Annotated in this window: 26 protein-coding genes, 1 tRNA gene and 1 pseudogene; 16 read left to right on the forward strand and 12 right to left on the reverse strand. The window is 57.5% G+C overall.

Features of this window, described 5'->3' with window-relative positions; all coding sequences use genetic code 11:
• Position 1: 1 nt before the first annotated feature.
• Genes nuoN through ACR0B0_RS01925 form a run of 4 tightly spaced genes read left to right on the forward strand, consistent with a single transcriptional unit; the run spans position 2 to position 4,703 of the window.
• Positions 2–1,444: an NADH-quinone oxidoreductase subunit NuoN gene (gene nuoN / locus ACR0B0_RS01910; RefSeq protein ID WP_170348167.1), complete on the forward strand. Its 1,443-nt coding sequence runs from the start codon at positions 2–4 to the stop codon at positions 1,442–1,444.
• A 54-nt stretch (positions 1,445–1,498) separates the two neighbouring features.
• Positions 1,499–2,248, forward strand: coding sequence for a biotin--[acetyl-CoA-carboxylase] ligase (locus ACR0B0_RS01915; protein ID WP_170348169.1), 750 nt, complete (start codon positions 1,499–1,501; stop codon positions 2,246–2,248).
• An 11-nt stretch (positions 2,249–2,259) separates the two neighbouring features.
• Positions 2,260–3,039, forward strand: coding sequence for a type III pantothenate kinase (locus ACR0B0_RS01920; RefSeq protein ID WP_170360150.1), 780 nt, complete (start codon positions 2,260–2,262; stop codon positions 3,037–3,039).
• Positions 3,036–4,703, forward strand: coding sequence for a ribonuclease J (locus ACR0B0_RS01925; protein ID WP_170348172.1), 1,668 nt, complete (start codon positions 3,036–3,038; stop codon positions 4,701–4,703). The genes ACR0B0_RS01920 and ACR0B0_RS01925 overlap by 4 nt, the downstream gene beginning before the upstream one ends.
• A gap of 3 nt (positions 4,704–4,706) precedes the next feature.
• Here the strand turns inward: ACR0B0_RS01925 and ACR0B0_RS01930 are convergent, their stop codons facing one another.
• Together ACR0B0_RS01930 and ACR0B0_RS01935 are read right to left on the reverse strand one after the other, a co-directional pair.
• Complete coding sequence (locus tag ACR0B0_RS01930; RefSeq protein ID WP_170348174.1) at positions 4,707–5,408, reverse strand: NUDIX hydrolase; 702 nt, start codon at positions 5,406–5,408, stop codon at positions 4,707–4,709.
• A gap of 25 nt (positions 5,409–5,433) precedes the next feature.
• On the reverse strand, positions 5,434–5,832 hold the full coding sequence (locus ACR0B0_RS01935; RefSeq protein WP_170360144.1) for a DUF983 domain-containing protein: 399 nt from the start codon (positions 5,830–5,832) through the stop codon (positions 5,434–5,436).
• Between the two features lie 199 nt (positions 5,833–6,031).
• On the opposite strand from ACR0B0_RS01935, the gene ACR0B0_RS01940 reads away from it, so the two are divergent.
• The 4 genes from ACR0B0_RS01940 to ACR0B0_RS01955 are packed head-to-tail and all read left to right on the forward strand — an operon-like array spanning position 6,032 to position 7,930.
• Complete coding sequence (locus tag ACR0B0_RS01940) at positions 6,032–6,499, forward strand: EF-hand domain-containing protein (protein ID WP_170348176.1); 468 nt, start codon at positions 6,032–6,034, stop codon at positions 6,497–6,499.
• A 6-nt stretch (positions 6,500–6,505) separates the two neighbouring features.
• Positions 6,506–7,117, forward strand: a complete 612-nt coding sequence (locus ACR0B0_RS01945; protein ID WP_170348177.1) for an RNA polymerase sigma factor — start codon at positions 6,506–6,508, stop codon at positions 7,115–7,117.
• A complete protein-coding gene (locus ACR0B0_RS01950) occupies positions 7,092–7,460 on the forward strand; it encodes a hypothetical protein (RefSeq protein ID WP_254428647.1) in 369 nt (122 codons plus the stop codon). The genes ACR0B0_RS01945 and ACR0B0_RS01950 overlap by 26 nt, the downstream gene beginning before the upstream one ends.
• Positions 7,457–7,930 (forward strand): periplasmic heavy metal sensor, encoded by a 474-nt coding sequence (locus ACR0B0_RS01955; RefSeq protein ID WP_480646176.1) that lies wholly within the window; start codon positions 7,457–7,459, stop codon positions 7,928–7,930. Before ACR0B0_RS01950 ends, ACR0B0_RS01955 begins: the two co-directional genes overlap by 4 nt.
• A gap of 5 nt (positions 7,931–7,935) precedes the next feature.
• Here ACR0B0_RS01955 and ACR0B0_RS01960 read toward each other — a convergent pair whose 3' ends face one another.
• The gene (locus ACR0B0_RS01960) at positions 7,936–9,336 is read right to left on the reverse strand and encodes a diguanylate cyclase (protein WP_480646178.1); all 1,401 of its coding nucleotides are present in this window, start codon (positions 9,334–9,336) and stop codon (positions 7,936–7,938) included.
• Positions 9,337–9,423: 87 nt separating this feature from the next.
• Here ACR0B0_RS01960 and ACR0B0_RS01965 point away from each other — a divergent pair, with 87 nt between their 5' ends.
• The 5 genes from ACR0B0_RS01965 to ACR0B0_RS01985 all read left to right on the forward strand — a co-directional run bounded on the left by ACR0B0_RS01965 (position 9,424) and on the right by ACR0B0_RS01985 (position 13,833).
• Entirely contained in the window at positions 9,424–9,708 is a 285-nt protein-coding gene (locus ACR0B0_RS01965) for a DUF3572 domain-containing protein (protein WP_480646180.1), read from the forward strand.
• 24 nt (positions 9,709–9,732) lie between these two features.
• On the forward strand, positions 9,733–10,425 hold the full coding sequence (locus ACR0B0_RS01970; RefSeq protein ID WP_480646182.1) for an HAD family hydrolase: 693 nt from the start codon (positions 9,733–9,735) through the stop codon (positions 10,423–10,425).
• Positions 10,426–10,545: 120 nt separating this feature from the next.
• Entirely contained in the window at positions 10,546–12,105 is a 1,560-nt protein-coding gene (locus ACR0B0_RS01975) for a trimethylamine methyltransferase family protein (protein WP_480646184.1), read from the forward strand.
• 121 nt (positions 12,106–12,226) lie between these two features.
• Positions 12,227–12,814: a heme NO-binding domain-containing protein gene (locus tag ACR0B0_RS01980; protein ID WP_480646186.1), complete on the forward strand. Its 588-nt coding sequence runs from the start codon at positions 12,227–12,229 to the stop codon at positions 12,812–12,814.
• A complete protein-coding gene (locus ACR0B0_RS01985) occupies positions 12,811–13,833 on the forward strand; it encodes a GGDEF domain-containing protein (protein ID WP_170348184.1) in 1,023 nt (340 codons plus the stop codon). The genes ACR0B0_RS01980 and ACR0B0_RS01985 overlap by 4 nt, the downstream gene beginning before the upstream one ends.
• A gap of 33 nt (positions 13,834–13,866) precedes the next feature.
• Here the strand turns inward: ACR0B0_RS01985 and ACR0B0_RS01990 are convergent, their stop codons facing one another.
• From ACR0B0_RS01990 to ACR0B0_RS02025, 8 genes are all read right to left on the reverse strand, one after another.
• Entirely contained in the window at positions 13,867–14,559 is a 693-nt protein-coding gene (locus tag ACR0B0_RS01990; protein ID WP_170348185.1) for a CbiX/SirB N-terminal domain-containing protein, read from the reverse strand.
• Positions 14,560–14,630: 71 nt separating this feature from the next.
• Positions 14,631–15,563 carry an AEC family transporter gene (locus ACR0B0_RS01995; protein WP_170348186.1) on the reverse strand — a complete coding sequence of 311 codons (933 nt, stop codon included), beginning with the start codon at positions 15,561–15,563 and terminating at the stop codon, positions 14,631–14,633.
• Positions 15,564–15,605: 42 nt separating this feature from the next.
• The gene (locus ACR0B0_RS02000) at positions 15,606–16,403 is read right to left on the reverse strand and encodes an MBL fold metallo-hydrolase (RefSeq protein ID WP_170348187.1); all 798 of its coding nucleotides are present in this window, start codon (positions 16,401–16,403) and stop codon (positions 15,606–15,608) included.
• Positions 16,400–17,206, reverse strand: a complete 807-nt coding sequence (locus tag ACR0B0_RS02005; RefSeq protein WP_170348188.1) for a TatD family hydrolase — start codon at positions 17,204–17,206, stop codon at positions 16,400–16,402. The genes ACR0B0_RS02000 and ACR0B0_RS02005 overlap by 4 nt, the downstream gene beginning before the upstream one ends.
• Entirely contained in the window at positions 17,203–18,324 is a 1,122-nt protein-coding gene (locus ACR0B0_RS02010) for a DNA polymerase III subunit delta' (protein WP_480646188.1), read from the reverse strand. Before ACR0B0_RS02010 ends, ACR0B0_RS02005 begins: the two co-directional genes overlap by 4 nt.
• Before the next feature lie 10 nt (positions 18,325–18,334).
• Positions 18,335–18,958 carry a dTMP kinase gene (tmk, locus tag ACR0B0_RS02015; RefSeq protein ID WP_480646190.1) on the reverse strand — a complete coding sequence of 208 codons (624 nt, stop codon included), beginning with the start codon at positions 18,956–18,958 and terminating at the stop codon, positions 18,335–18,337.
• Complete coding sequence (locus tag ACR0B0_RS02020) at positions 18,955–20,121, reverse strand: D-alanyl-D-alanine carboxypeptidase family protein (protein ID WP_480646192.1); 1,167 nt, start codon at positions 20,119–20,121, stop codon at positions 18,955–18,957. Before ACR0B0_RS02020 ends, tmk begins: the two co-directional genes overlap by 4 nt.
• A gap of 17 nt (positions 20,122–20,138) precedes the next feature.
• On the reverse strand, positions 20,139–21,506 hold the full coding sequence (locus tag ACR0B0_RS02025; RefSeq protein ID WP_480646195.1) for an SPOR domain-containing protein: 1,368 nt from the start codon (positions 21,504–21,506) through the stop codon (positions 20,139–20,141).
• 202 nt (positions 21,507–21,708) lie between these two features.
• On the opposite strand from ACR0B0_RS02025, the gene ACR0B0_RS02030 reads away from it, so the two are divergent.
• Positions 21,709–21,798, forward strand: a tRNA-Ser gene (locus tag ACR0B0_RS02030).
• Between the two features lie 65 nt (positions 21,799–21,863).
• Here the strand turns inward: ACR0B0_RS02030 and ACR0B0_RS02035 are convergent.
• Complete coding sequence (locus ACR0B0_RS02035) at positions 21,864–22,097, reverse strand: tyrosine-type recombinase/integrase (protein ID WP_368039709.1); 234 nt, start codon at positions 22,095–22,097, stop codon at positions 21,864–21,866.
• A gap of 110 nt (positions 22,098–22,207) precedes the next feature.
• On the opposite strand from ACR0B0_RS02035, the pseudogene ACR0B0_RS02040 reads away from it, so the two are divergent.
• Together ACR0B0_RS02040 and ACR0B0_RS02045 are read left to right on the forward strand one after the other, a co-directional pair.
• Positions 22,208–22,920: pseudogene (locus ACR0B0_RS02040) on the forward strand (IS6 family transposase).
• 163 nt (positions 22,921–23,083) lie between these two features.
• Complete coding sequence (locus ACR0B0_RS02045) at positions 23,084–24,823, forward strand: adenylate/guanylate cyclase domain-containing protein (protein ID WP_480646197.1); 1,740 nt, start codon at positions 23,084–23,086, stop codon at positions 24,821–24,823.
• The last annotated feature ends 286 nt before the right edge of the window (positions 24,824–25,109 follow it).

Raw genomic sequence — 25,109 nt, forward strand, 5'->3', positions numbered from 1 at the left:
CATGATCCAGGCTGATCTGACAATAATCCTGCCGGAAATCGTTCTGGCCGTGTATGCGATGGCCGCCCTTATCGGGGCAGTTTACACGACGAAAGACGCGCTGGCGCCAATTCTGGTGTGGACGACGGCGGGGCTAATGGCGCTGCTATCCTTCTGGATTGCAACCAATGGCGATGGCACCAACGTGGCGTTCAACGGGATGTTCGTCGATGACGGGTTCTCGCGGTTTGCCAAGGTCGCGATCCTGCTGTCGGCTGCGGCTGTTCTGGTGATGAGCCAGGAATATATGACCCGCCGCGATCTGTTGCGGTTCGAATACCCGTTGCTGGTGGCACTGGCTGCTGTCGGTATGATGATGATGGTCAGCGCAGGCGATCTGATGTCCTTGTATATGGGGCTGGAGCTGCAATCCCTTTCGCTGTACGTCGTGGCTGCGTTGCGTCGTGACAGCGCCAAATCAACTGAGGCCGGTCTGAAGTACTTCGTACTGGGTGCGCTCAGTTCGGGGCTGCTGCTGTATGGTGCATCGCTTGTTTATGGCTTTACTGGCACGACGCTGTTTTCGGGCATCATCCAAACGGTCCACCATGACGACATCTCGGTTGGTCTGCTGTTCGGCCTGATCTTCCTGATCTCGGGCCTTGCCTTCAAGGTTTCGGCTGTGCCCTTCCATATGTGGACGCCGGACGTGTACGAAGGATCGCCCACGCCGATCACCGCCTTCTTTGCAACCGCACCAAAAGTGGCAGCGATGGCGCTGTTTGCCCGCCTGATGCATGACGCCTTTGGTGGCGTAGTGAAAGACTGGCAGCAGGTGATCGTGCTGCTTTCGGTTCTGTCGATGCTGCTGGGTGCGGTTGCCGCGATTGGTCAGCGCAATATCAAGCGGCTGATGGCGTTTTCATCGATTGCCCATATGGGTTATGCGCTGATCGGTCTGGCAGCGGGTACGGAAATGGGCATCAAAGCGATGCTGATGTATCTGGCAATTTACGTGACCATGAATATCGGCACCTTTGCCTTCATCCTGATGATGGAGCGCGATGGCAAACCCGTCACTGATATCGATGCGCTGCGCCAGTTTTCTAAACGCGATCCGGGTAAGGCCCTGGCTGTTCTGATCCTAATGTTCAGCCTTGCTGGCGTTCCGCCAATGTTGGGCTTTTTCGCCAAGTTCGGCGTCTGGCAGGCTGGTATCAGCGCGGGTCTGACCGGGTTGGTGATCGTGTCGGCCATCGCCTCTGTGATCGGTGCGTTCTATTACCTGCGGATCGTGTTCTATATGTATTTCGGGGCCGAGAACGAGGATCCGATCGAAACCCACTCGACCCCGGTTCTGTGGGTCGCGCTGATGGGGTCGGCGGCGTTGATGCTGGTGGGCGTTTTCTATCAGTTCGGCATCGAAGGCGCGGCTGCGGCTGCGGCAGCGACGCTTGTCAACTGACGTGTTTAACATCCAATTACAGGGGGCTCGGTCAAAAGGCCGGGCCTTTTTGACGTGACTGATTGGCCGCAAGGATACGGACTGCACATCGTGCAGGAAGTCGACAGTACATTGAATGAGGCTGCCCGGCTTGCCCCTACGGCGCCGGGCCCTGTGTGGATCATGGCGCATCACCAGACGGCGGCGCGGGGACGACGGGGTAGGGCGTGGGCCAACCCCAAGGGCAACCTGGCGGCGACCTTGTTAATGCGACCGCAGGGTAATCCGGAACAAGCGGCCTTGCGCAGCTTTGTGGCGGCCTTGGCGCTGTTCGACGCCTGTGTCGCGGTCACCGGTCGCGCCGACGGGCTGTCATTGAAGTGGCCCAACGACGTGCTGCTGAACGGGGGCAAGCTGGCGGGCATCTTGCTGGAAAGCACCGGAAAGGGCGGGGGCGTGTCGTATCTGTCGATTGGCATCGGTGTAAATCTTTCCCAGGCGCCCCCAGCCTATGCGGTGGAACAAAGCGCGGTGCGGCCAGTCTCTCTGTTGTCGGAAACCGGTGCCGCAGTGCTGCCCGAGGATTTTCTGACCGAATTGGCCGCGGCTTATGCACAATATGAAACTCAGTTCGTGACCTACGGGTTCGAGCCGATCCGCACTGCCTGGCTGTCTCGTGCCGCTCGCTTGGGTGAAGTGATCACAGCGCGAACCTCGACATCTGAAACGGTTGGAACCTTTGAAACCGTGGACTCGGGCGGCAACCTTGTCCTAAAGACCGCAAAAGGCCGTGTCAGCATTCCTGCGGCGGACGTGTACTTCTAAAGGGGGCTCAGATGCTTCTGGCTATCGACTGCGGCAACACCAATACCGTTTTCTCGATCTGGGACGGCGAAAAGTTCCTGTGTACCCTGCGCACCTCGACCCATCATTCGCGTACGGCGGATGCCTATTTCACTTGGTATTCGACGCTGGTGAAACATTACGGGATCGAAGCGGAGATCACTGACGTGGTGATCGCCTCGACCGTGCCGCGTGTGGTCTTTAACCTGCGTATTTTTGCTGATCGCTTCTTTGGGTGTCGGCCGCTGGTTGTGGGCAAGCCTGAATGCCTGTTGCCCGTGGCACCGCGCATTGACGAAGGAACAATCCCCGGCCCGGACCGGTTGGCCAATGCCGTGGGCGCGTTTGACCGCCATGGCGGCGATGTTGTTGTGGTCGATTTCGGGACGGCCACGAATTTCGATGTAGTGGCCCACGACGGTGCCTATGTTGGCGGCATCATTGCACCGGGTGTGAACCTCAGCCTTGAGGCACTCCACCAAGGCGCGGCTGCATTGCCGCATATCGACATTACCCGCCCGGAAAAGGTGATTGGTACGAATACGGTTGGATGTATCCAGTCCGGCGTGTATTGGGGCTATTCCGGCTTGATCGAGGGGCTGATTGCCCGGATCAAGGCAGAATACGGCATGCCGATGAAAGTGGTCGGCACCGGTGGGCTTGCGCCTTTGTTCGATCAGGCGGATGTCGGGTTTGATGCGATCGAAGAAGATCTGACGATGCACGGGCTGACCGTGATCCATCGCTATAACAAGGATAATGGCTCGACATGAGCAGTGAACGACTGATCTATTTGCCGCTGGGTGGTGCCGGCGAAATTGGCATGAATGCGTATGTCTATGGCTATGGAAAGCCCGGGAAAGAGCGTCTGATCCTGGTGGATCTTGGCGTGACCTTTCCGGATATGGACACGACGCCGGGCGTTGATCTGATCCATGCCGATATCTCGTGGCTGCGCGAAAGGGCGGACCGGCTTGAGGCCGTATTCGTCACCCACGCGCACGAAGACCACGTCGGCGCCGTGGCCCATTGCTATGAGGCACTGGGCGCACCTGTCTATGCACGCGCATTCACCGCCAACATTGCCCGTCGCAAGATGGAGGAACATGGCCACCCCGAGGACGCGGTCCGCACGGTATCGGCCTGGCCCGAGCAGGTCTCGGTCGGTCCCTTCACGATTGGCTTCCTGCCTGTGTCGCATTCGATCCCCGAAAGTGCTGCGCTGGTGATCGACACGCCCAAGGGGCGGATTGTGCATACTGGTGACTTCAAGCTGGATGAAAACCCCGTGGTGGGTGAGCCCTTTGATCCCGATCTGTGGGCCGAGGTCGCGAAATCCGGTGTTAAGGCGCTGGTCTGTGACAGCACCAATGTTTTTTCTGGACATGCAGGTCGTTCGGAATCCGAGGTCGGCCCCGAGATCACCAAACTGGTTGAAAGCGCCGAAGGTATGGTGGTTGCGACCACCTTTGCATCGAACGTTGCACGGGTGAAAACACTGGCCGAAGCGGGCCAGCGCGCCGGGCGTTCGGTTGTGTTGCTGGGTCGTGCCATGCGACGGATGATCGAAGCCGCGACTGAAACTGGAATCCTCACGGATTTTCCCAAGGTTGTCAGTGCCGAAGAGGCCGTGGACATGCCGCGCCAGAACCTGATGCTGATCGTGACCGGCAGCCAGGGCGAACGCCGCGCCGCCAGTGCCCAACTGGCGCGGGGCAAATACCGCGGGCTGGAGCTGAAAGAGGGTGATCTGTTCCTGTTCTCATCCAAAACCATCCCCGGAAATGAGCGCGGCGTGATTTTCATCATGAACCAGCTCAGCGAAAAGGGTGTGGATGTGGTGGATGACAGTTCAGGTCTGTACCACGTGTCCGGCCATGCCAACCGACCGGATCTTGAAAGAGTTCACGCCCTGATCGACCCGCAGATGGTGATCCCGATGCACGGCGAGCATCGGCATTTGCGTGAACACACTAAACTGGCCGAGGCCGGTGGGCGTACGGGCATTCTGGCCGTCAACGGAACGATGGTTGACCTGACAGGCAATGCGCCGCAGGTGGTGGATTATATTGAAACCGGCCGCACCTATCTGGACGGCACCGTCAAGGTCGGGGCTCTGGACGGGATCGTGCGTGACCGTATTCGCATGGCTTTGAACGGGCACGTGACCGTGACGGTCATTTTGGACGAAGAGGACGAGCCGCTGGGTGAGCCGTGGTGCGACACGATGGGCTTGCCTGAAATCGGGACGTCGCGGGCGGCGCTGATTGAAGTGTTGGAAGAGGACCTGAACCAATTCCTGATGCGGGCCGATGCCAAGACGTTGCGCGACGATGACAAGCTGGAGGAAGCTTTGCGCCGCATCGTGCGCCAGACCGCCAAGTCAGAAATCGGTAAAAAGCCCGAGGTGACGACGGTTATCAGCCGGATGAGGTGACGCCTAGTCCGCGTCGGGCATGGGATAACCCTTGAGCTGCAAGAACAGGCTTTGTTCTTCGGTATGCAGATATAGCGGCACGGTGGCGGGTGGTTCGGGATTTGTAGCCCGGGCCGCTATTTCCGCAAGAACGACCTCGGTAATGAAGGGCAGGTCCAGTTCGCGCGCGCGGTCCAGCGGGACCCATTGCAAATGGGACAGCTCATCCGACGCGCGGCTGAAATCATCCAGATCCCCCTGAACGGCGTTGGCATCGACCAGAAAGAACCGTGCGTCGAAACGGCGTGGGCGCCCCGGAGGGGTCACAGCACGGAACACAAATTGCAGCGCGCTGGCCGATGGGCGGTAACCCAAGTCGGCAAAGCCCTGCCAATCCTCCGGAACTGTGCCGCTCCACCCGCCGGGATCCCCCAGGATCAGCCCGGTTTCTTCCCACAATTCACGAATTGCGGCTGCGGCCAGTGCGTTTTGCAATCCCGGTTCGGACTTTTCGTCCAGCCTATCGCTGCACAACGCGGGCAGGGGCGTGGCCAAAGGTACCGAGCTGTCCTCGGCATCGACGGCACCGCCGGGAAACACGAACTTATTGGGCATGAATACGGCCTTTGCACCGCGTTGCCCCATCAGGATGGACGGCTCGATCATACGATCTCGAAGAACGATGACCGTTGCCGCGTCCCGTATCGCTGATTTGTCGACTGTCATGTTCTGTGCGAGCCGATGAGCGAGGTCATTGCGCTTTTTCGAATCCGTGCATGCGACGTGCCCATTGGTACGCGACAACCGCGCCCTTCAGCCGAGGCAGCAGGAACAAGGACAGGGCCGTACAACCGATGGCAAAGATCAGGAACATGGTCATCGGTTCCGGGCGAAACTCTACATAAGACACGTGAAGGGCCGGTGCCATCAGGTGTCCGACCAGCAGAATGGTCAGGTACGCCGGACCGTCATCTGCCCGATGGTGAAACAGCTCTTGCCCACAAGAGTCGCAGCTGTCCTTGACCTTCAGATAGCCTTTCAGAACCTTGCCCTCGCCGCATTTGGGGCAGCGGCAGCGGAAGCCTTTGACCAAAGCAGGCCAAGTGGGGCGGTCATTCTCAGTCGTGGTGTCGATCGTTTGATCTGTCATTGTAAAACTCGCGCGTTCGTTTGAGCCGGATAATGCGCTTGTTTTGCCCTGAAAAAAAGAGGGGTGCGTCGCTTTGTGGCGTGGGGTTTTGGTAAAGGCCTGCAAAGTTTTTTGGATTTTTGCGACGGAAAGCATCCAGCCCTGCGTTTGAACTTATGTGAGCAGCGGCGATGGGGCCGCCAAACAAAGGGAAAACGACATGAAAAGCGCCAAATTCATTCCGGCCATCCTTATCTCGGCTATTGCAATCACAGGCACGTCCGTATTGGCGGCCGGACCAAAGGATCGTGAACCTGCAAGCTTTCAAGAACTGGATGCCAATGGTGACGGTCAACTGACGCAGGAAGAATTGGAGGCCCACCGCACGCAGCGATTCTCGAACGCTGACGCTGACGGCGACGGCAAACTGAGCGTCGAAGAAATGCAGGCCGCTGGCCAAAAACGCGCCAATGACCGCGTGACCAAGATGTTCGAAAAACACGACGCCAATCAGGACGGCTTTCTGAGTGAAGACGAGTTGCCCAAACCGCGCCGCGCTGGCAAGATGTTTGACCGTATCGACGCGGATAACAGCGGAACGATCTCGGAACAGGAATACGCCGATGCGAAAGAGCGGATGGGTCGCAAGCACAAGAAACACGGCAAGGCGGACTCTGACGACAGCTGATGAAGGATGGAGGATCTGACCTCTCCATTTCAAGATGTCCGCGGCGCAGAATGTGCCGCGGATACGACAGATGATGCGTTGCTGCGGCAGTTCGCGGGCGGCGACGCGGCGGCTGCCCGTCAGTTGACTGACCGGTTGGGGCCGCGTTGTTTTTCAGTCGCGATGCGAATGCTGGGCAACCGCGCCGAGGCCGAAGACGTAACGCAGGACGCCATGATGCGGCTGTGGCAGATGGCCCCCAAATGGGTGCCGGGGCAGGCCAAGGTGTCCACCTGGCTCTATCGCGTTACGCTGAACCTGTGTGTGGATGTGCAGCGCAAGAAAAGGCCGGACCGTCTGGACGATGTGCCCGAGCCCGAGGATGAAGACCTGAGCGCTACCGAGCGGCTACAAGAAGCGGCGCGTAAGGATGCGCTGCAATCAGCGTTGTCGCAATTGCCAGACCGCCAACGGCAAGCGGTGATTTTGCGGCATATCGAAGAACTGCCCAACCCTGAAATCGCCGGGATCATGGGCATTTCGACTGAAGCGGTAGAAAGCCTGACCGCGCGTGGAAAGCGTGCCTTGGCGGCAATACTGGCAGGACGGCAAGATGAACTGGGGTACGAAGATGGCTGAAGATGACATGAAATTGGACCAGTTGTTTGCTCAGGCACGGCAAGCCCGGCCGGAACTGCCCGATGATCTGGCGGTTCGCATTCTGACGGACGCCGAAACGGTGCGTCTTGACCGGATGAAACCTGCAGATCCACCGCGTTCTGTCTGGGCGCGGCTGCTGGACGGGATCGGAGGCTGGCAGAGCATGGGTGGTTTGGTCGCGGCCAGTGCCGCAGGGGTTTGGATCGGATTTGCCGCGCCCGACTTTTTACCTGACCCGGCAACGATTATTTTTCCGCAGGACACCAGCTTTGTGGTCGCTGACCTTGGCCTGGACACAACTTTTCTGGAGGACGCCGAATGAGCGATAATGCCAAACCCAAAAGACGGTGGGTGACGGTTCTTTTGACCGTATCGCTGGCGCTGAACCTTTTGGTTGTCGGGGTCGCTTTGGGCACTGTTTACAGGGTCAAAGGCGGGCATCACGGCAAGGGTCCGCCCGGATTTGCCCCAACGTTGTACCGGGCGCTGCCCAAAGAAGAACGGAAAGCGTTGCGCGGTGAGTTGTCTGAGCGGCATACCAAGGGGGCGAATATGCGGTCGCAGGACTTTGCCGCGCTTGAGGCAGCCTTGCGCGCGGAACCGTTCGATCCCGAGGCGGTACAGGCGCTGCTGCAGCAACAGGCGCAAGCCATGGCCGAATTGCAAAGCGCATTACAGGATAAATGGCTGGGCCGCATCACCGCGATGACTGACGCGGAACGTCAGGCTTACGCGGACCGGCTGCAGGAAGTGGTCGAGCGCAAGGCGCATGGGCGCAAGCACAAGGATTGATCGGTTCAGGCTGCGCTCTGCCGGACCCGAACCTGGTTGCGCCCAGCCGACTTGGCAGCATAAAGCGCGGTGTCGGCCGATTTGATCAGCCCCTCCAACCGGGGTAGTTGATGAGATTGCGACCACCCGTTTGGTTGGGCTGCGATTAGTCCGATGCTGATCGTGACCGGTATTGGGGCAGGAGCGTCTGGCAGCTCAAAAGGTTTGTCACGGATGCAATCACACAAGCTTCTTGCTAGTTTCAGTGCTTTGGCCTGCGTTGTTTCGGCGAGGCCAACCATGAACTCTTCGCCACCGATTCGTGCGATGAACCCGGCCGAGCCAATCGTTTGTTTCATCCGGGCCGCTGCCTCGGCCAGCACCAGATCCCCGCCGGTGTGGCCGAAGGTGTCGTTGATACACTTGAAGTGATCCAGGTCAGCCAGCATCACCGCAAAACCTTGCTCGGTCCGCGCAGCCTTGTGCATGATCTGATTCATCGCGCGCATCGCATATCGGCGATTGTGCAGGCCGGTTAACGGATCGACCCAGGAATCCTCCAACCCGCGCCTGAGCGACGCGCGCATCTGGTCCAGCCGGGCCTTTCGCGCAATCTGGTTTTCCAGGCGCAACAGCGTTTCTTCGGGGCAGAAACTACCCATGCAAATCGCGTCGGCACCCCGATCAAGCGCTTCGGATGCCAATTCGGTATTCTCTTCCTCAAGAACACCAATCAGAACCGTATGCCGCGTAGTGCTTCGCGATTTCAGATCGGCCAGCAGTTTGAGGTCCGACGGGTTTGCACTGACCTCGAACACGATGGCATCAGGGACAGGTCCCGACAGAATACCCCGAAGGTTGGATGTTGTATGAGCGGATAGGTTGTGCGGTGTTTGTTTGAATAGAGCCTTTTTCCACAAAGCGCTGGTGCATGACGATTGTGTCAGAATAGCGACTCGACCGGTTTTCGCAGGCATGATCAGCGCAGAGCTGGGTTCGGCAAATCCGATGGGGTGCGAACTGGTTCCAACCTGCAATTCTTGGGTATCGGCGCGCGCGCGCAACAGGCTGCGAACCCGCGCAAGCAGGAACGTATCCTTGAACGGGTGGGCCAGAACATCGTCCAAGCCGTCAGCCAGCGCCTTCAACCGCGCGGCCTTGTCGTTTTGCTGTGCGATCGCAACCACCGGCACATCGGTCAAATCCGGGTCTGCCATGACAAGCTTCTTTACGTCAGCGGCAGTGCCGTCCGGCAAGGTTTGCGAGGTCAGTACCAGGTCGGGCCTGGCACGCCGTAAAAGCCCGGGCAGACCCTGAAGCCGTTCACCCTGAACAACGTGATACCAAGCCGCAGTTAGCTGAACCTTCAGCATGATGCGATTGGTTGAGGCCTCGTCGAGGACAAGGATGGTTCCCTGCACGGACATATCGGTCACCATTGATTGCATGCGTTGCTAAAGTGTTTATGAGTCTGGTTAACAAACCCTTTCCAAGACCTGATCCGGGGCTATTTTATGTCAATGAACGCCCAATCTGCCGAAACGCTGGCGCTCAATGTTCTGGGTTGGCTGGTGGGCAATGAAGAATTGCTGCCAATTTTCCTTGGCTCAACCGGTGCATCGACACAGGACCTGCGCGAAAGAGCAGGCGAGCCCGAGTTTCTGGGGTCGGTGCTGGAGTTTCTTATGCTTGACGACTCGTGGGTAATCGCCTTCTGTGACGCGAATTCCGTGCCCTATGACCTGCCTGGACAGGCCCGCGCGGTTTTGTCCGGTGGCGCTGACGTCCACTGGACCTGACCCACAACTTTGCAGGAGCATGCAATGCCTATCGACGCGATCCTGTTCGACAAGGACGGCACCTTGTTTGACTTTGCCAACACCTGGGGGGCTTTCGGGCGCAATGTCGTGTCGCGCCTGGCCGACGGAGACCCTGCACGCGCTTCAGAATTGGGGCGTGTTATCGGCTTTGACCTGGAAAAGGCCACCTATTCCGAGGACAGCATCGTCATCGCCGGTACGGTTGATGAAATAGCCGAAGCCTTGGTTCCGCATCTTCCCGACATGACGCAGGAAGATCTGGTCGATGTTCTGAACACCGAATCGGCGTCGGCTCCGCAGGCGCAGGCCGTGCCATTGGCCCCCTTTCTGGAAGGTTTGAAACAGGCTGGGCTAAAGCTGGGCGTGGCCACAAATGACGGTGAGAGGCCAGCGAAACAGCATTTATCCTCGGTCGGGATTCGCGATCATTTCGACTTTGTCGCGGGCTATGACAGCGGCCACGGGTACAAACCAGGGCCCGGGCAGTTGCTTGCCTTTGCGACACATGTAGGCGTGGCACCTGAACAGGTGGCCATGGTGGGCGACAGCCTGCACGACCTGCAAGCAGGTCGCGCTGCCGGGATGACGACAATTGCCGTTCTCACGGGCATGGCCCCGGCCGAAGCACTGGCGCCCATGGCGGATGTCGTGTTGCCGGATATCGGGCACATTCCCGACTGGTTGGCGAAAAACTGATCACGCTCCAGCCAATTTCGTCGCTTCGGGATAAAAAACCGACAAAGTCTGTCGCAGACAGAGCGGCCAGCCCCCGACCTTCGGGGCTTGCTTGTGATAGAGCAAGCTCCGGAGGATCAGATGGCAGACACAAAAACTCGTAGGCGTCGTGGTGGTGGACGTGCCGGGGCTGCTGAACGCAGAGGTACTGCGGTAATCGACCAGATGCCGTGGAGCCCGCCAATCAATATCGACCGCCCGACTGAACCGTTGGATCAGGACGGGATCGAGGCGATCCATGAAGGGGCCATGCGCATCCTCGAAGAGATCGGGATCGAGTTCTACAACGAAGAAGCCAAAGGCATTCTGCGCGAGGCAGGGTGTACGGTCGAGGGCGACAATGTTCGCATGGGCCGGGACTTTGTCATGGAGATGGTGGGCAAAGCCCCTTCAAGCTTTACGATTACTCCACGAAATACGGACCGCACGATTGAGATCGGCGGAAAGAACATGGTGTTCGGCAACGTATCATCGCCGCCGAATTACTGGGATATGGAGATCGGTACCAAGGTTCCCGGCAGTCGAGATATGTGCCGCAACCTGTTGAAACTGACGCAATATTTCAATTGCATTCACTTTGCGGGCGGGTATCCGGTTGAACCCGTCGATATACATGCCAGTGTCCGGCACCTAGATGTGCTTTATGACAAGCTGACCCTGACCGACAAGGCGATGCATGCCTATTGCCTCGGGAAGGAACGGGTCGAAGATGTGATGGAGATGGTCCGCATCGCTGGCGGGCTGAGCCACGAGGAGTTCGAGGCAACGCCTCGGATGTATTCCAACATCAACTCGACCTCACCGCTGAAACACGACCACCCGATGATTGACGGTTGCTTGCGTTTGGCGCGGCGGGGGCAGGCGATTGTTGTGACGCCGTTCACGTTGGCTGGTGCAATGGCTCCGGTAACGATGGCGGGGGCTGTGGCGCAATCGCTGGCCGAAGCCTTGTGCGCAATCGCTCTGTTCCAATACGTGCGCCCGGGGATTCCCTGCGTAATCGGGACGTTCACATCCAATGTGGATATGAAGTCAGGCGCACCTGCCTTTGGTACACCGGAGTACATGCGTTCCACCCAGATGACTGGGCAAATGGCACGGTTCTACAACCTGCCGATGCGGTCGTCGGGGGTGTGTGCCGCAAACGTGCCCGATGGCCAATCAGTTTGGGAGACCTCGAACTCTCTGTGGGCGTCCGTTCAGTCGGGTACCAATATGGTATACCACGCAGCAGGTTGGCTTGAGGGAGGGTTGATCGCCAGCCCCGAGAAATTCATCATGGACTGTGAAATATTACAGCAAATTCAGCGCTATATGCAGCCTGAAATTACCGCGACCGGTCCAGATGAAATCGCGTTGGATGCGATCCGGTCGGTGGGCAATGACGGACATTTCTTTGGTATTCAGCACACTCAGGACCGCTACACCACCGCATTCTATCAACCCTTTCTGAGTGATTGGAAGAACTTCGAGGGGTGGAATGTTGCGGGTGGCATTTGGACGGCGGAGCGGGCCCATCACATGTTCAAAGAGATCATCACCAGCTTTGAACCACCGGCGCTGGATGATGCGATCCGGGATGAGCTTGCCGACTTTGTCGCCCGTCGCAAGGCCGAAGGTGGGGCGCCGACGGATTTCTAGTTCTCTGTCAAAGACTTCCACTGTGATATTTGTTCAGATTGTTGGAATCCAACGTCCTATCTTGGGGGTTTGTTAAGGAATCTCGGGCCAGATTGGAGAAGTAACCAATCTGGGGCATTTTATGCATGGTCTGATCAATCGGGCGGTACAATCCTTCGTATGCGCGACCTACGGGCAGACGTGCTGGTTGCACGTGACCGAGATGGCTGAGCTGGGATTTACCGAGTTCGAGGCCATGCTCGTCTACGATGACGACATGACTGCCCGGGTTTTGGACGCACTGTGCGGCGAACTAATGCGCCCACGTGCCGAAATACTCGAGGACTTGGGAACATATCTGGTGTCTCACCCGAATATGGAGGATCTGCGCCGTCTGCTGCGCTTTGGCGGCGTCACTTATGTAGAGTTCCTGCATTCCCTGGATGACTTGTCCGACCGCGTCCGTTTGGCAGTTTCCGACCTTTGTCTGCCAATGTTGGAGCTTATTGAGGTGAGCCCAACAGAATATCAATTGTATTGTCATCCCGGATTGGCCGGATATTCCAGCGTTATGGTCGGGGTTTTGCGCGCCATGGCCGACGATTACGGTGCCTTGGCCATGTTGTCCCATGACGGGCAAGAGGGCGAGGCCGAAGTCATCTCAGTCGTACTTGTGGAAAGCGCTTTTGCCGAAGGGCGTCATTTCGATCTTGGGGCGCGCAAATCATGATGGATACTGGCGATCTGGGTTCTTTGCTGGAAACACTATGTCCAATGTTCGTTCTGGTGAGCGAAACTGGGCGGATAACACGCGTAGGGCCGACGTTGCAGAAACTTCGCCCGGATCAACCGATGGAGGGGAAAGAATTTCTGGATGTATTCGAGTTGATACGCCCGCGCGCTGTCACAACCCTTTCGGCTCTGATGTCATTGGCTGGCGCAAAACTGCACCTGAAACTCCATGATACGCCACGAACGGTGTTGAAGGGATTGGTTGCGCCACTGCCCAACGGAAAAGGCGCAGTAATTAACCTGTCCTTCGGCATTTCGATTTTGGATGCTGTACGCGATTATGCGCTGACCAGTGCGGACTTTTCTGGCACCGACCTTGCAATCGAACTGCTGTACCTGGTCGAGGCTAAATCGGCCGCGATGGAGGCTTCGCGGTCGCTTAACCTGCGGCTGCAAGGGGCGATGTTGGCCGCCGAAGAACAAGCCTTTACCGATATGCTGACCGGGTTAAAGAACCGTCGGGCCATGGACGTGGTTCTGGGCCATCTGATATCCGGGAATTCGCCTTTCGCCCTGATGCATCTGGATTTGGATTTCTTCAAGTCGGTCAATGATCAATATGGGCACGCAGCGGGGGATCACGTGTTGCAGCAGGCCGCCCGGATCATGGTAGAGGAAACCCGCAACGATGACACAGTGGCTCGCATTGGCGGGGATGAGTTCGTTATTATCATCAAGGGTTTGATGGATGAATCTGTCCTCTCAGCAATTGCGTCACGTCTTATTGACCGGCTGCAAAAACCAATGGTGTTCGAGAAAAACCCCTGTCGGATATCAGCCAGTATCGGGACCGCGTTGTCCACGCAGTTTTCGCCCCCCAAATCTGCGGAAATTCTGAACGCGGCTGATTTGGCGCTGTATGAGGCGAAGAGGAAAGGCAGATCTCGGCATTGCTTATACTCGACACTGGTGGGGCGTCGGCAAGGCGACCCGGCATCCGGGGTTCGTTTGGATTAAAATCGCGCGGACCCGGCTTAGATGCGATCAAGCCTAATCGAACACACGGCTCAGAGTGTTTGCAATATGGCGCTTGATCGGTGGTAGCTCTCCGACAACTGGCATGAGTTGTCCTTTGAACGTGGCTTCAGCCAACTCTTGCGGCAGGTCCTCAAGAACGTGACCGCCGGTGCAGGCAAAATAGGGCAGGCAAATAGCTTGCTCCGACAAACCTGACGCGGCCTCGGAGATGGAAGGGGGTTCTTCGACAAAACCCACACGAATAGACCTGAATACCAGATGTTTTTCTAACGTGCCGGCAAATGCAAGGGCAACGGAAGATGGGTTGCGACTGCGACCTGAGCCATGAGCGGCCACAACCAGATCCGTTTCCTGCGCCGTCCACTGGTTTTCCACCAACCTGTCGCGCAGCGCCCCGGCCACAAGTTCTGGTAGGTCAGGGTCGACACCAAGCGGGTCCAGAATGCGTAGATTTCGCCCGGCAAGGCGTTTGGGTAGGGCGCTGGTGACAAACCACCCTTTTGCCATGAACAGCGGGTAAATCACTGCGTCATCTGTCAGCTTTGAAACGCGCTCTTCGAATATACCCGGTGCCGCCAGCGTTGCCGACCGCACAGTCACCTTTGCGCACAGTACGTCGACCTCGGCGGCATACTCGGCTAAGACCTGTTCGGCCGGGGTCGGGTCCGACGGTTGGCCATGGGCGACGATAAGGGCGTGGTGCATTCGAATTGTCCTGTTAGCTTTACCGATAGGTGCGTCCCGCCGCGCCAGAGTCAATCCAAACTAAGGAGCCATCAACCTAAAAGTGTCAGCCAGAACCAGACCGTCAGAATCGAGGTCGCCGTTCCAATCAAAACGGATGAGGCTGCCACCCGTTTTGCGTGTCCGTACATGTTGGCAAATATATAAGCGTTGAAGCCGGGCGCCATCGCCGCTGTGAGAACGCCCGAGCGGAACAAATCCTGAGGCAGACCAGCAGAGGTCCCAAACAGCCAAACCAGGGCGGGGTGCAGGATTAATGAAATGCAGCAGACATAGGCAATCGCGCGCAGATCGCCCTCGGGCTTGTATTTGACTAGAACCCCGCCCAGCGCAAACAGGGCGCCGGGCAGGGCGGCACGAGTAATAAGGCCAAGCGCTTCGTCCAAAACTGAAGGTACGCCAATTCCTGAAAGGTTAACGATAAATCCCAGCGCGATACCGAGGATCAGCGCATTGCGGAACATTGCCGACATCACCGACCGGATCATGCGCCTGCCGCCATTCCCCCGGTTTCGGACAACTTCCATCACCGTGATGCCGATGGCATAGCAAAATGGCGCATGGAAGGCGATGATGGCGTAGTTCCCGTCCAAATTCTCGGACCCAAAGGCGCGTTCCGTGATCGGAAGGCCCAGCAAAACCGAGTTCGAGAACAAACAGCAAAAGCCGATGGCGACGCAATCTTCCCACTCGCGGTGAAAGATCAGGCGGGCGCCGAAAAAACCGGCGGTGAAACACAGGGTTGCCGCGGCATAAAAGCTGCCAAGTAGCCGGGGATCGAAACTTGCACTTAGATCCAGATGTGCGATGGCCAGAAACAGCAGGCAGGGAATCGCGAAGCCCTGGGTGAATTTCATCAACCCTTCGACATGGGCTTCTTTGAAATACCCCAGGCGGGTCGCGGCGTATCCGGCACCGATCACAAGAAATACCGGCAGGATAACTTCGATCAGAGTTTGCAGCATCCAGCCGTCCCAGAGTGTTTCGCGGGCTGCAACGGCAGTGCCCTATAAATCCTGATGGATCACCATACCGTCATAGGCAGGGGTGATGTGATCGGCGGTTTCGGCGTCAACCGTGACATAGTCGAGGTCGATATGCATGTTGGTCAGAACCGCTCGTTTGGGTTTCAGCTGCTCAATCCATTCCAACGTTTTATCCAGATGGGCGTGTGTGGGATGAGGGCTACGGCGCAGGGCGTCAATGACCAGACAGTCCAGCCCTTCCATCATAGGCCATGCGTCGTCATAAAGTTCGGCGACGTCCGGCAGATACACCAGCTTACCCATCCGAAAACCCAAAGAATCGATCGAGCCATGATTGACCTTGAAGGGGTGAAACGGGATCGAACCGCCGGGGCCGTCGATTTCGAACGGGCCGTCGATGGACTTCAAGTCAAGGATCGGCGGATAGGGAGAGCCTTCGGGTTGGATGAAGGCATACCCAAACCGCCCCAGCAGGGCGTTCTGCGTATCACCGTCGGCCCAGACCGATACTCTCTCGCGCATGTTATAGACGATCATGCGCAGGTCATCGATGCCGTGGACGTGATCGGCATGGGAATGAGTATAAACCACGCCATCCAAACGCCCTGTTCCAGTACTCAGCAATTGGCTGCGCATGTCGGGGGTGGTGTCGATCAGCACCGTGGTCGTGCCATCTGGCCCGTCACGTTCAACCAGCATCGAACAGCGGCGGCGAATATTCTTGGGGTTCTGCGGATCGCAATCCCCCCAATGCCCGCCCAGTCGCGGTACGCCGCCGGACGAGCCGCAGCCAAGGATGGTGCAGCGCAGCTGGGTCATGCAGCCGCCTTGTAGGTTGCGGCCTTGGTGAACAGACGGTCGAAATTGGCCTGCGTCTGGGCCGCGAAATCGGCATAGTCCAACCCGAACACTTCGGCCCCTTTATGGGCGGTGTGGGCGGTATAGGCCGGTTCGTTACGTTTACCGCGATAAGGCGGTGGGGCCAGATAGGGGGCGTCAGTTTCCACCAGAACGCGGTCGACGGGCGCGGCAGCGAAGATATCGCGCAATTCCTGGCTTTTGGGGAAGGCGGCGATGCCGGACATGGACAGGTAGAAACCCAGATCCAGCGCGGCGCGGGCCAGTTCCGCCGAGGATGAGAAACAGTGCATTACGCAGGAATAGGGCGCATTGCGGTGTTCCTCAGCCAGAATGCGCGCCATGTCATCATCAGCTGCGCGGGCGTGGATAATCAGCGGCAGACCGGTGTGCTGGGCGGCCTCGATATGAACGCGCAGCGATTGCTTTTGTACCGAGGCTGAGTCAGCGGTGTAGTGGTAATCCAGACCGGTTTCGCCGATGCCGACAAATTTCGGGTGCCGGGACAGCGCGATCAGTTCGTCGACCGTGGCCATCGGCTCATCCGCGGCGCTCATGGGATGGGTGCCTGCGGCATAGAAGATCGGCGCGTGTGCCTCGGCAATGGCACGAATGGTGGGTTCGTTGCGCAAGCGGGTGCAGATCGTGACCATGCGGGTCACGCCTGCTTCGGCGGCATTGGCGATGATCTGGTCCAGCTGCCCCTCAAAATCGGGGAAGTCCAGATGGCAATGGCTGTCGGTGATCTGGGGGGTGTCGCTCATCTGCTCTGACCGGCGGTTTCCTGTATCTTGAACACCGTATCTAGGACCAGAGCGGCAGGGTCAAGGTTCACCGCCTGACCATGGCGCGCGCGGGCCGTGATTGTCGCCGCAACCTCGGCCCATTGACGGGCCTGATGCGGAGATGGGGACAAACGTGACAGCGTTTCCGCCTCATTCGGCGCAGCCGCGGGTAGTGGCGGCGCACCGGTTGCGCCGGTCAGCGCCAGGCGCGACAGGACGACGTCGATCAGGGTCAGCAGCAGTTCGAACCGCTCTGCCGCACCGCGTTGGGCAGCGGCTTCGGCCAGGGCCAGCGCGCGCTGGCGATCCATGCGCGGCAGAGTGCCGAGAATGGCGATCAGTTCAGCATAGATCTCTAACCCACCCAGATTGATCAACCGCACCGCATCGCCGACCGACCCGGCGGCCAGCGCCGCCAAATGGTCGTTCTGCGCGGGCAGGTCCGCACCCGTTTGCACGAGGGCGGCTTGCATATCCTCAGGTCCAAGTGGAGAAAGGCGCAGGGTTCGACAACGGGATCGGATCGTTGGCAACAGGCGTGACGGCTGGTGCGAAACCAACAGTAATGTCGTGCGCGCAGGTGGCTCTTCGAGCATTTTCAGCAGGGCGTTAGCCGCGCTGACATTCATCTCATCCGCTGAATCGACGATTACGACACGCCGCCCGCCATCGGCCGAGGACAGTCCGAAGAATTTCCCCAGCTTGCGAATATCATCAACGACGATTTCGTTCCGCAACCGCCCCTGATCATTCACGGATCGGGTGATGGCGGCCAGCCCCGGCTCGGCCCCGGCCAGAATGCGGTGCGCGACCGGATGTTCGGGATCAATCGCAAGGGTTTCAGGTGGCGGAGGGGCACCGAACAGCCCATCCTCTTCTACCGGCGGCGTTGCCAGTAAAAACCGTGCAATCCGCCAGGCCAGGGTTGCCTTGCCCACCCCGCGCGGGCCAGTCAAAAGCCAGCCGTGGTGCAGCCGGTCCGAGGTGTAGGCGCGCAGAAATGCCTGTTCAGCCGCAGCTTGCCCAAACAGTTGCTGGGTTTCGCGCGGGTGCGGGGCACCGGGGGCCTGATCCGGGGTTGGGGTATCGTCGCTCATCTATCGTCAGTCACAAAGCTTGCAGAACGATATCTGTCACATCCTGTGCAACGCTGTCCATGTCGCGATTGCCGTCAATCACGCGAAAGCGGTCCGGAAACTCATCGGCCAGCGCCAGAAATCCGGCGCGCATCTTTTGCTGCAGATCGATGCCGAAATCTTCGAACCGTTCTTCTGTGCCCTGTCGCCCCTTGGCGCGGGCCAGACCGGTTTGTGGGTCCATGTCGATCAGCAGTGTCAGATCGGGTTCGCGCTCAATCACCAAGCTGTGCAATTGATCAACCACCCCGCGCAAATCGCCACGCGACAGGCCCTGATACATGCGAGTGCTATCGGCAAATCGGTCACAGATAACCACTTTGCCAGCGGCAAGGGCGGGCTCGATTGTGCGTTCCAAATGATCCCGCCGCGCGGCAGTGAACAACAGCAATTCCGTTTCGGCCGACCAGCGGTCGGGGTCGCCTTCCAAAACCAGGCGGCGGATTTCTTCGGCCCCGACCGAGCCACCGGGTTCGCGCGTCAGCACGACCTCATGACCAAGGTCGCGCAAACGCTCGGCAAGCATGCGCGCCTGCGAAGATTTGCCTGATCCGTCAATGCCTTCGAAGGTCAGAAACAACCCAGGATTTGTCACAATGCATCCAGTGGATTGCCGATTACATCGGTCAGAAAGATACCGCCCACGGTCATCATGCGCACCACGAAGCCTCCGGCCGGGACGCTTTCAGACGCCACCAATGGGCGTCGGATTTCCGGCAATCCTTCCGGTTTGATAACCAGCTCAGCCAGTTGTTGGCCCTTTTCAATTGGCGCGTTGACCGGCCCGTCATAGACAACCTCGGCCTCGATATTCTTGTCACCCAGAACTGGGAACAGCAGCGACAGGTCCTCTTCCGGGACCAGACCCACGGTCTTTTGCGCGCCCATCCAGATCTTGGCCTCGGCTATTGGCGTGTCCGCGTTGGCAACTGTCCTCTCGACAAAATTTCGAAACGACCAGTTAACCACGGCCTCAGCCTCCTCTGCCCGTTTGCCAGTGCTGTCGAGACCTGAGAGTACAAAAATCACCCGACGGTCACCCTGTTTGGCCGACCCGACAAGGCCATACCCGGCCTCTTGCGTGTGGCCGGTCTTCAGACCGTCGGCGCCGATCCCCAGCTTGAGCAGCGGGTTGCGATTGCGTTTGTTCGACGGCGCGCGGCCATCGAATTCAAACTCTTCCTCGGCGAACAGGGGGTAGTATTCCGGGAAATCCGAAATCAGATGATTTGCCAACACAGCCAGGTCATGGGTGGACATCATATGACCAGCAGCGGGCCAGCCGTTCGAGTTAGCAAAGTTGGAATTGTTCATGCCCATTTGCTGCGCACGTTGCGTCATGTATCGGGCAAACCCAGCCTCGGTTCCGTCAGGGCTGAGCGCCTCGGCGATCACCACGCAAGCGTCGTTGCCCGACAATACGATAATGCCGCGCAACAGGTCCTCGACCCGGACGCGGTCCTGCGTGTTCAGGAACATGGTTGAGCCGCCATAGCTCATGGCGTGTTCCGAAACCGGCAGTGTTTCATCCAGTGTCAGGCGGCCATCGCGCAGTGCCTCGAACGCCACGTAAAGCGTCATAAGCTTGGACATAGAGGCAGGCGGTAGGGGCAGATCGGCCTCTTTGGACAGTAGAACCGTACCTGTAGTCTGATCTACCACATATGCCGCGCGGGCTGTTGTATCAAAGGCTTGGGCGGGCAGGGCAAACACAGCCAGCCCAAGGGTCAAAACGGATGGTCGCAGTGAGGACAGCACGAGGGGCCTCCTTTGTTTCAATTCTTGACAGAGAACGCGTCGGAAAACCCAAGGTCTCTGACGTCGCTTTGCAATGCGTTGCGTTCCGAGCGGGTTTTTGCCGGGCCAACCAGCACGCGCCAGACCGTTTTGTCGTCGGTCTTCAGCTCGCGAACATTGGCAGTCATTCCGTTTCGCTCAATTTTTTGCGCCGCGCTTTTGGCATTGGCTTCGACATTGAAGGTTCCAACCTGAACAAACGGCTTGGTCAGAGATCGTGGTGCTGGATCCTGAGCCGCGGGAGCAGGCGCGCTTACCGGGGTGGGGTCGGCCGCTTCAATCGCGGCTGCAGCACCTGCAACGGGGTCAAGCGGCGTTTCAGTGATCTCGTTAGGATCTTTCTTTTGCCACCACTTCCGCTTGGCCGGTTTGTCCTCGGGTGGGGTGACTTTGGGGTCAGACAGAGAGGGGGCCGCGGTGGGCTGAGTTGCGGTTTCTACCACTTCTCCCACCGCATCAGCGGTTGCCTCAGCTGCGGTGTCGCTTGTTGCCGCCGCGGTAGCTCCGGCTGCGCCTGCTGCGGCAACCGGTTCCTTCTTTTGCCACCACTTCCGTTTGGCTGGCTTTTCCTCGGACGGGCTGACTTTGGGTTCAGATTGAGTAGAGGACGGTGTGGCCTGAGCTGCGGTTTCAACCACGTCTTCTGCGGCATCGGCGGTTGCTTCAGCTGCGGCGTCGTCTGTTGCCGCTGCAGCGGCTCCGGCTGCACCTGCTGCGGCAACCGTTTCCTTCTTTTGCCACCATTTCCGCTTTGTGGGCTTTTCGGCATCTGCCGTAGCCGTTTCTATGGCTGCGTCTTTTGATTTTGCTTCATCGGTGACCGATTTATTCTCGGTTGTCGCGGTTTCTTCGGGCTTGGGTTCTTCTTTTTCTACGGGTTTGCGCCGCAGGGCAGTAACCTGAACCTTGGTCGGCGCACCTGCAAGGATACCCAGCTTGCCAGCGGCCGCAGAGGACAGTTGTAAAGCCGGGCCGGGCAGGTTTCTTTCCCGCCGGAACAAGGCGCCATTCACAGATTTGTTGTTTTTCGGATTCTTGATTACAACGCGTTCGGGTTGAGTCACATCCGGGTGGGCAACCCAGATACCGCCCAAGGACGGACGCCCATCCCACAGAGCGGCCTCGGTCACATTGAAGGCCTCTGGCGCTTCGACCGTTGCGCCTGATTTGTCTGAATGACCGGGAAACAGTTCGACGGTACCGCTGGTCTGGGTGCCGTCACTTGGTGCGTCCGACAATGCTTCCTCGGTCGACAGTGTCTCGTCACACCCCGCCAGAATTGCCAATGTCACCGCCAGCACCGCCCACGATCGCGGTTTTACGCGTGTCTCAGTCGCTCGCTTCATTTTGTCATCCCTTGCCTGAAGGGGTCTCGTTTCCTGAACCCCGCCGCCAATTGCCGGTTCTGTCTTGCCGGTCTGTTACGGTCTTTCCTGCAAAGCATAACGTGGGTGAGGTGTCATGGAAAGACCACTGCACATGCTTAGGCGAGAATTCCCTATTTGCTCTTGCCACCGATTTCAGTTGGCCTTAGACCCAGCCCCACGCGGGGAGGTGGCAGAGTGGTCGAATGCGGCGGTCTTGAAAACCGTTGAACGTGAGAGCGTTCCCAGGGTTCGAATCCCTGTCTCCCCGCCACTTATCAACGATTTACAGGTCGGCCACACCACTTCCAGCTAGTCACCATTTGCGTTTCATTTGCATTACAGCAGTGAATCACGGACCGCAGCGGCTGCTTTGCGGTCATCATCATCGTCAACAGTGATGTATCCTTGCGTTGATCTGATGTCGGCATGACCGGCCCGCGCACGGATAGTCAGGCCATCAACACCAGCCTTGTGCAACTGGGTCAACGCATAGTGCCGTGTACCGTGGAAGGGCGAAACGTCCTGCGATACCCCAGCAGCGTCACGGATCGACCCTGCAATTTTGGTCACGTTTTCTAATACCAGAATCTCACCCGTAGGGTTGCAGAAAACGAATCCGTTGTCGGCCCGGTCTTGTCAGAAGAACTTTGCGTGAGCGGGGTAGGGGTGTTGCGTAGCTTTTGCCCATCACCAGACCCGCCTCTTTCAAATACTTCAAAACCAATCCCGAGATTATCCGCTTGGCGGTGATGCTGTACATCCGTTTCCCGCTCTCGCTTAGGAATGTCGAAGATCTGTTGCACGAGCGAGGCATCGACGTGAGGCACGAAACTGTCCGGTATTGGTGGAACAGGTTTGGCCCAATGTTTGCTGCTGAGATCAGACGGAAGCGTGTTCAGCAACTGCGCGCGTTCTCCAAATGGAAGTGGCACGTGGACGAGGTTTTCGTGAAGGTGAATGGCAAGAGACACTACCTCTGGCGGCCGTCGATCACGAAGGCGAGGTACTCGAAGCCGTTGTCACCAAACGCCGAAACAAGCAGACAGCACTGAAATTCCTCAAGAAATTGATGAAGCGATACGGTAAAGCGGAAAACGTCGTCACGGATCGCTTCGCCTCATACAGAACCGCGCACAGAGAGCTGGGCGCGCTCAAAAAACAACAGACGGGCAGGTGGCTCAACAACCGCGTTGAGAATTCCCACCTTCCTTTCCGACGACGCGAACGCGCCATGCAACGGTTCAGGCGCATGCGAAGTCTACAGAAATTCGTCTCGGTCCACTCCTCTGTCTACATCCACTTCAACCAAGAAGGATCGCTCGCAAGCCGAGATACCTTCAAGCTGACCCGCGCCGCCGCTTTTAGCGAGTGGCGTCAACTTTGTTCCGGATAGGTTTGCGGTTTCCGCGGCAAACTGAGACTGGTTAGAATTCGTCTGACAGCACCCCTTGCAGACTCTTGAAGTCAAATGGCTTACTATGGGGCAATCGTGCATTAGGGCTTAAAATTTATGCGCAATAGGAACCTTCAATATGAATAGGAGATTGTCTACGATCTTGGCCGCTGATGTTGTCGGTTATTCCACTCGAATGCGTGAAGATGAAGTCGACACGATAAATCGTGTTACCCTGTTAAACGAGTTAATCGGAACTGTTGCGTCCACGCACAATGGGCGGGTCTTCAACCGCGCGGGTGATGGCTTTCTTTTGGAGTTTTCTAGCCCGGTGGCGGCTGTTCGCTGTGCTTACAACTTACAACTTCAACTCGCTGCACCAGTAACCAAGCGAGAGATTGGACTAGAAATCAGGGTTGGGGTCCATCTTGCCGATGTCGTAGTAGATGGCGACGATTTGCTTGGCGATGGGGTAAATGTAGCGAGTCGTATTGAGTCTGAAGCCGAGCCGGGTACGGTCCTCGTAAGCAATGCTGTGTTCGATCACGCCAAGCGGTCGGCCCAGCTAAAATTTGAGAACAAGGGCACCCGAAAGCTTAAAAATATTTCCGAACCAATTACGGTCTACGCTGTTGCAGGCGAGCTTGGCACGCACAGTTGCGGAACCGCCCTTATCGAGGACAGTAGCCTTCCCTACGTGGCGGAACTTCAAAAGTCCACCAACTCAATTGTTGTGCTTCCCTTCAAGAACATGAGCAATGATCCCGAGCAGGAGTATTTTTCCGATGGCCTGACGGAAGACATCATTACAGAGTTGTCCCGGTTCCCTGACATTCTCACGATCTCCAGGAATACTAGTTTTGGGTTAAAAGGGGTTGCGGCGGACGCTCGTGAACTTGGACAGAAACTCGGCGTGGGTTTCTGTCTTGAGGGCGGGGTTCGCAAGCTTGGAAATCGCATACGGATCAACGCGTATCTGACGGATGCAGTGTCAGGCGAACAGCTTTGGGCAGAGCGGGCGGATTGCAATCTGGAGGATCTTTTCGATTTCCAAGATGACCTTGTTGCCAAAATCGTCGCTAGTGTGGCTGGCCAGATCGAACGGCAAATGGAAGCCACGGCACAGCGCAAACGTCCGGGTGACCTGGAAGCCTATGAATGTTTAATCCGCGGTTTGTACTATCACCGGATTGGTGGAGTCACAAAGGAGAATGCACAGGAAGCAGTTCATTGGTTTGACGAAGCGCTGAAACGAGATCCAGGATATGGTCGAGTTCATGCGTGGAGGGCGTGCGCTGTCGCTACAGTAGCAGAATGGACCGGTGAAGATGTATGGAATGAGTTGGTCGAAGCGGGGAACCTAGCTGTCGAGCTGGATGAAACGGACGCTGAAAGCCATCGAATTGCCGGTTCCTTGGCGCTCTATGTTCGTGACTTTGAACGGGCTAAGTTCCACTTCAATCGCGCTCTGGAGTTAAACCCCAATCACGCGTTCATTGTCGGACGAACCGGTGAACTCCATAACTTTCTCGGAGATGGAAAGACTGCTCTTGAGTACCAAAAGCGTGCAAAGATGCTTGATCCCTTTTTGCCCGAATATTGCCGCGAACTAGAGGCAATTGCCTACTATGTCATGCATGATTTTGAGGCTTGTTTTAACACCGTGGATGAATTTGCGAGGCTCACTCGGCGGGCGGCAGCTTATCGGACTGCGGCCGCAACTCACTTGAATAATGACTGCAAGCTTGAACGAGCAGTTCGCGATTTGTTGCTTCACGATCCGGACTTTAGACCTTCTACATTCATTCAAACTGAATACTTCAAAGATCGCGAGATATCTAAGAGATTGAAAGCCGAATTGAGGAGCGCTATGGCGACAACCTCACTTCGCCTCGCTGGTTGAGTACACAATTTGCTAACTTAAAAATTGAGGATTAATGCGTCTTCTCTGTGTAAGAAAAGGTCTTGGATCGCCGGAGTCTAACGACCATTTTGTCCGCAAAGCAGTCGTACGAGCAACTAGCAGCGAATGGCCGCTTCCGAGCCCATAGTGACTGCTGCTGCGCGATCAACCGACGGCGGCTACGCGGTCAAAACTAACATTCCGGTCTACTGAATGTGGTCGTCATTTTCTTGCAAAAGATTACCTGAGCGGACCTACCTACCGTTCGCCGGGTATCAGAAAGCCG

It is taken from the genome of Ruegeria sp. BA12 (genome assembly GCF_056539625.1).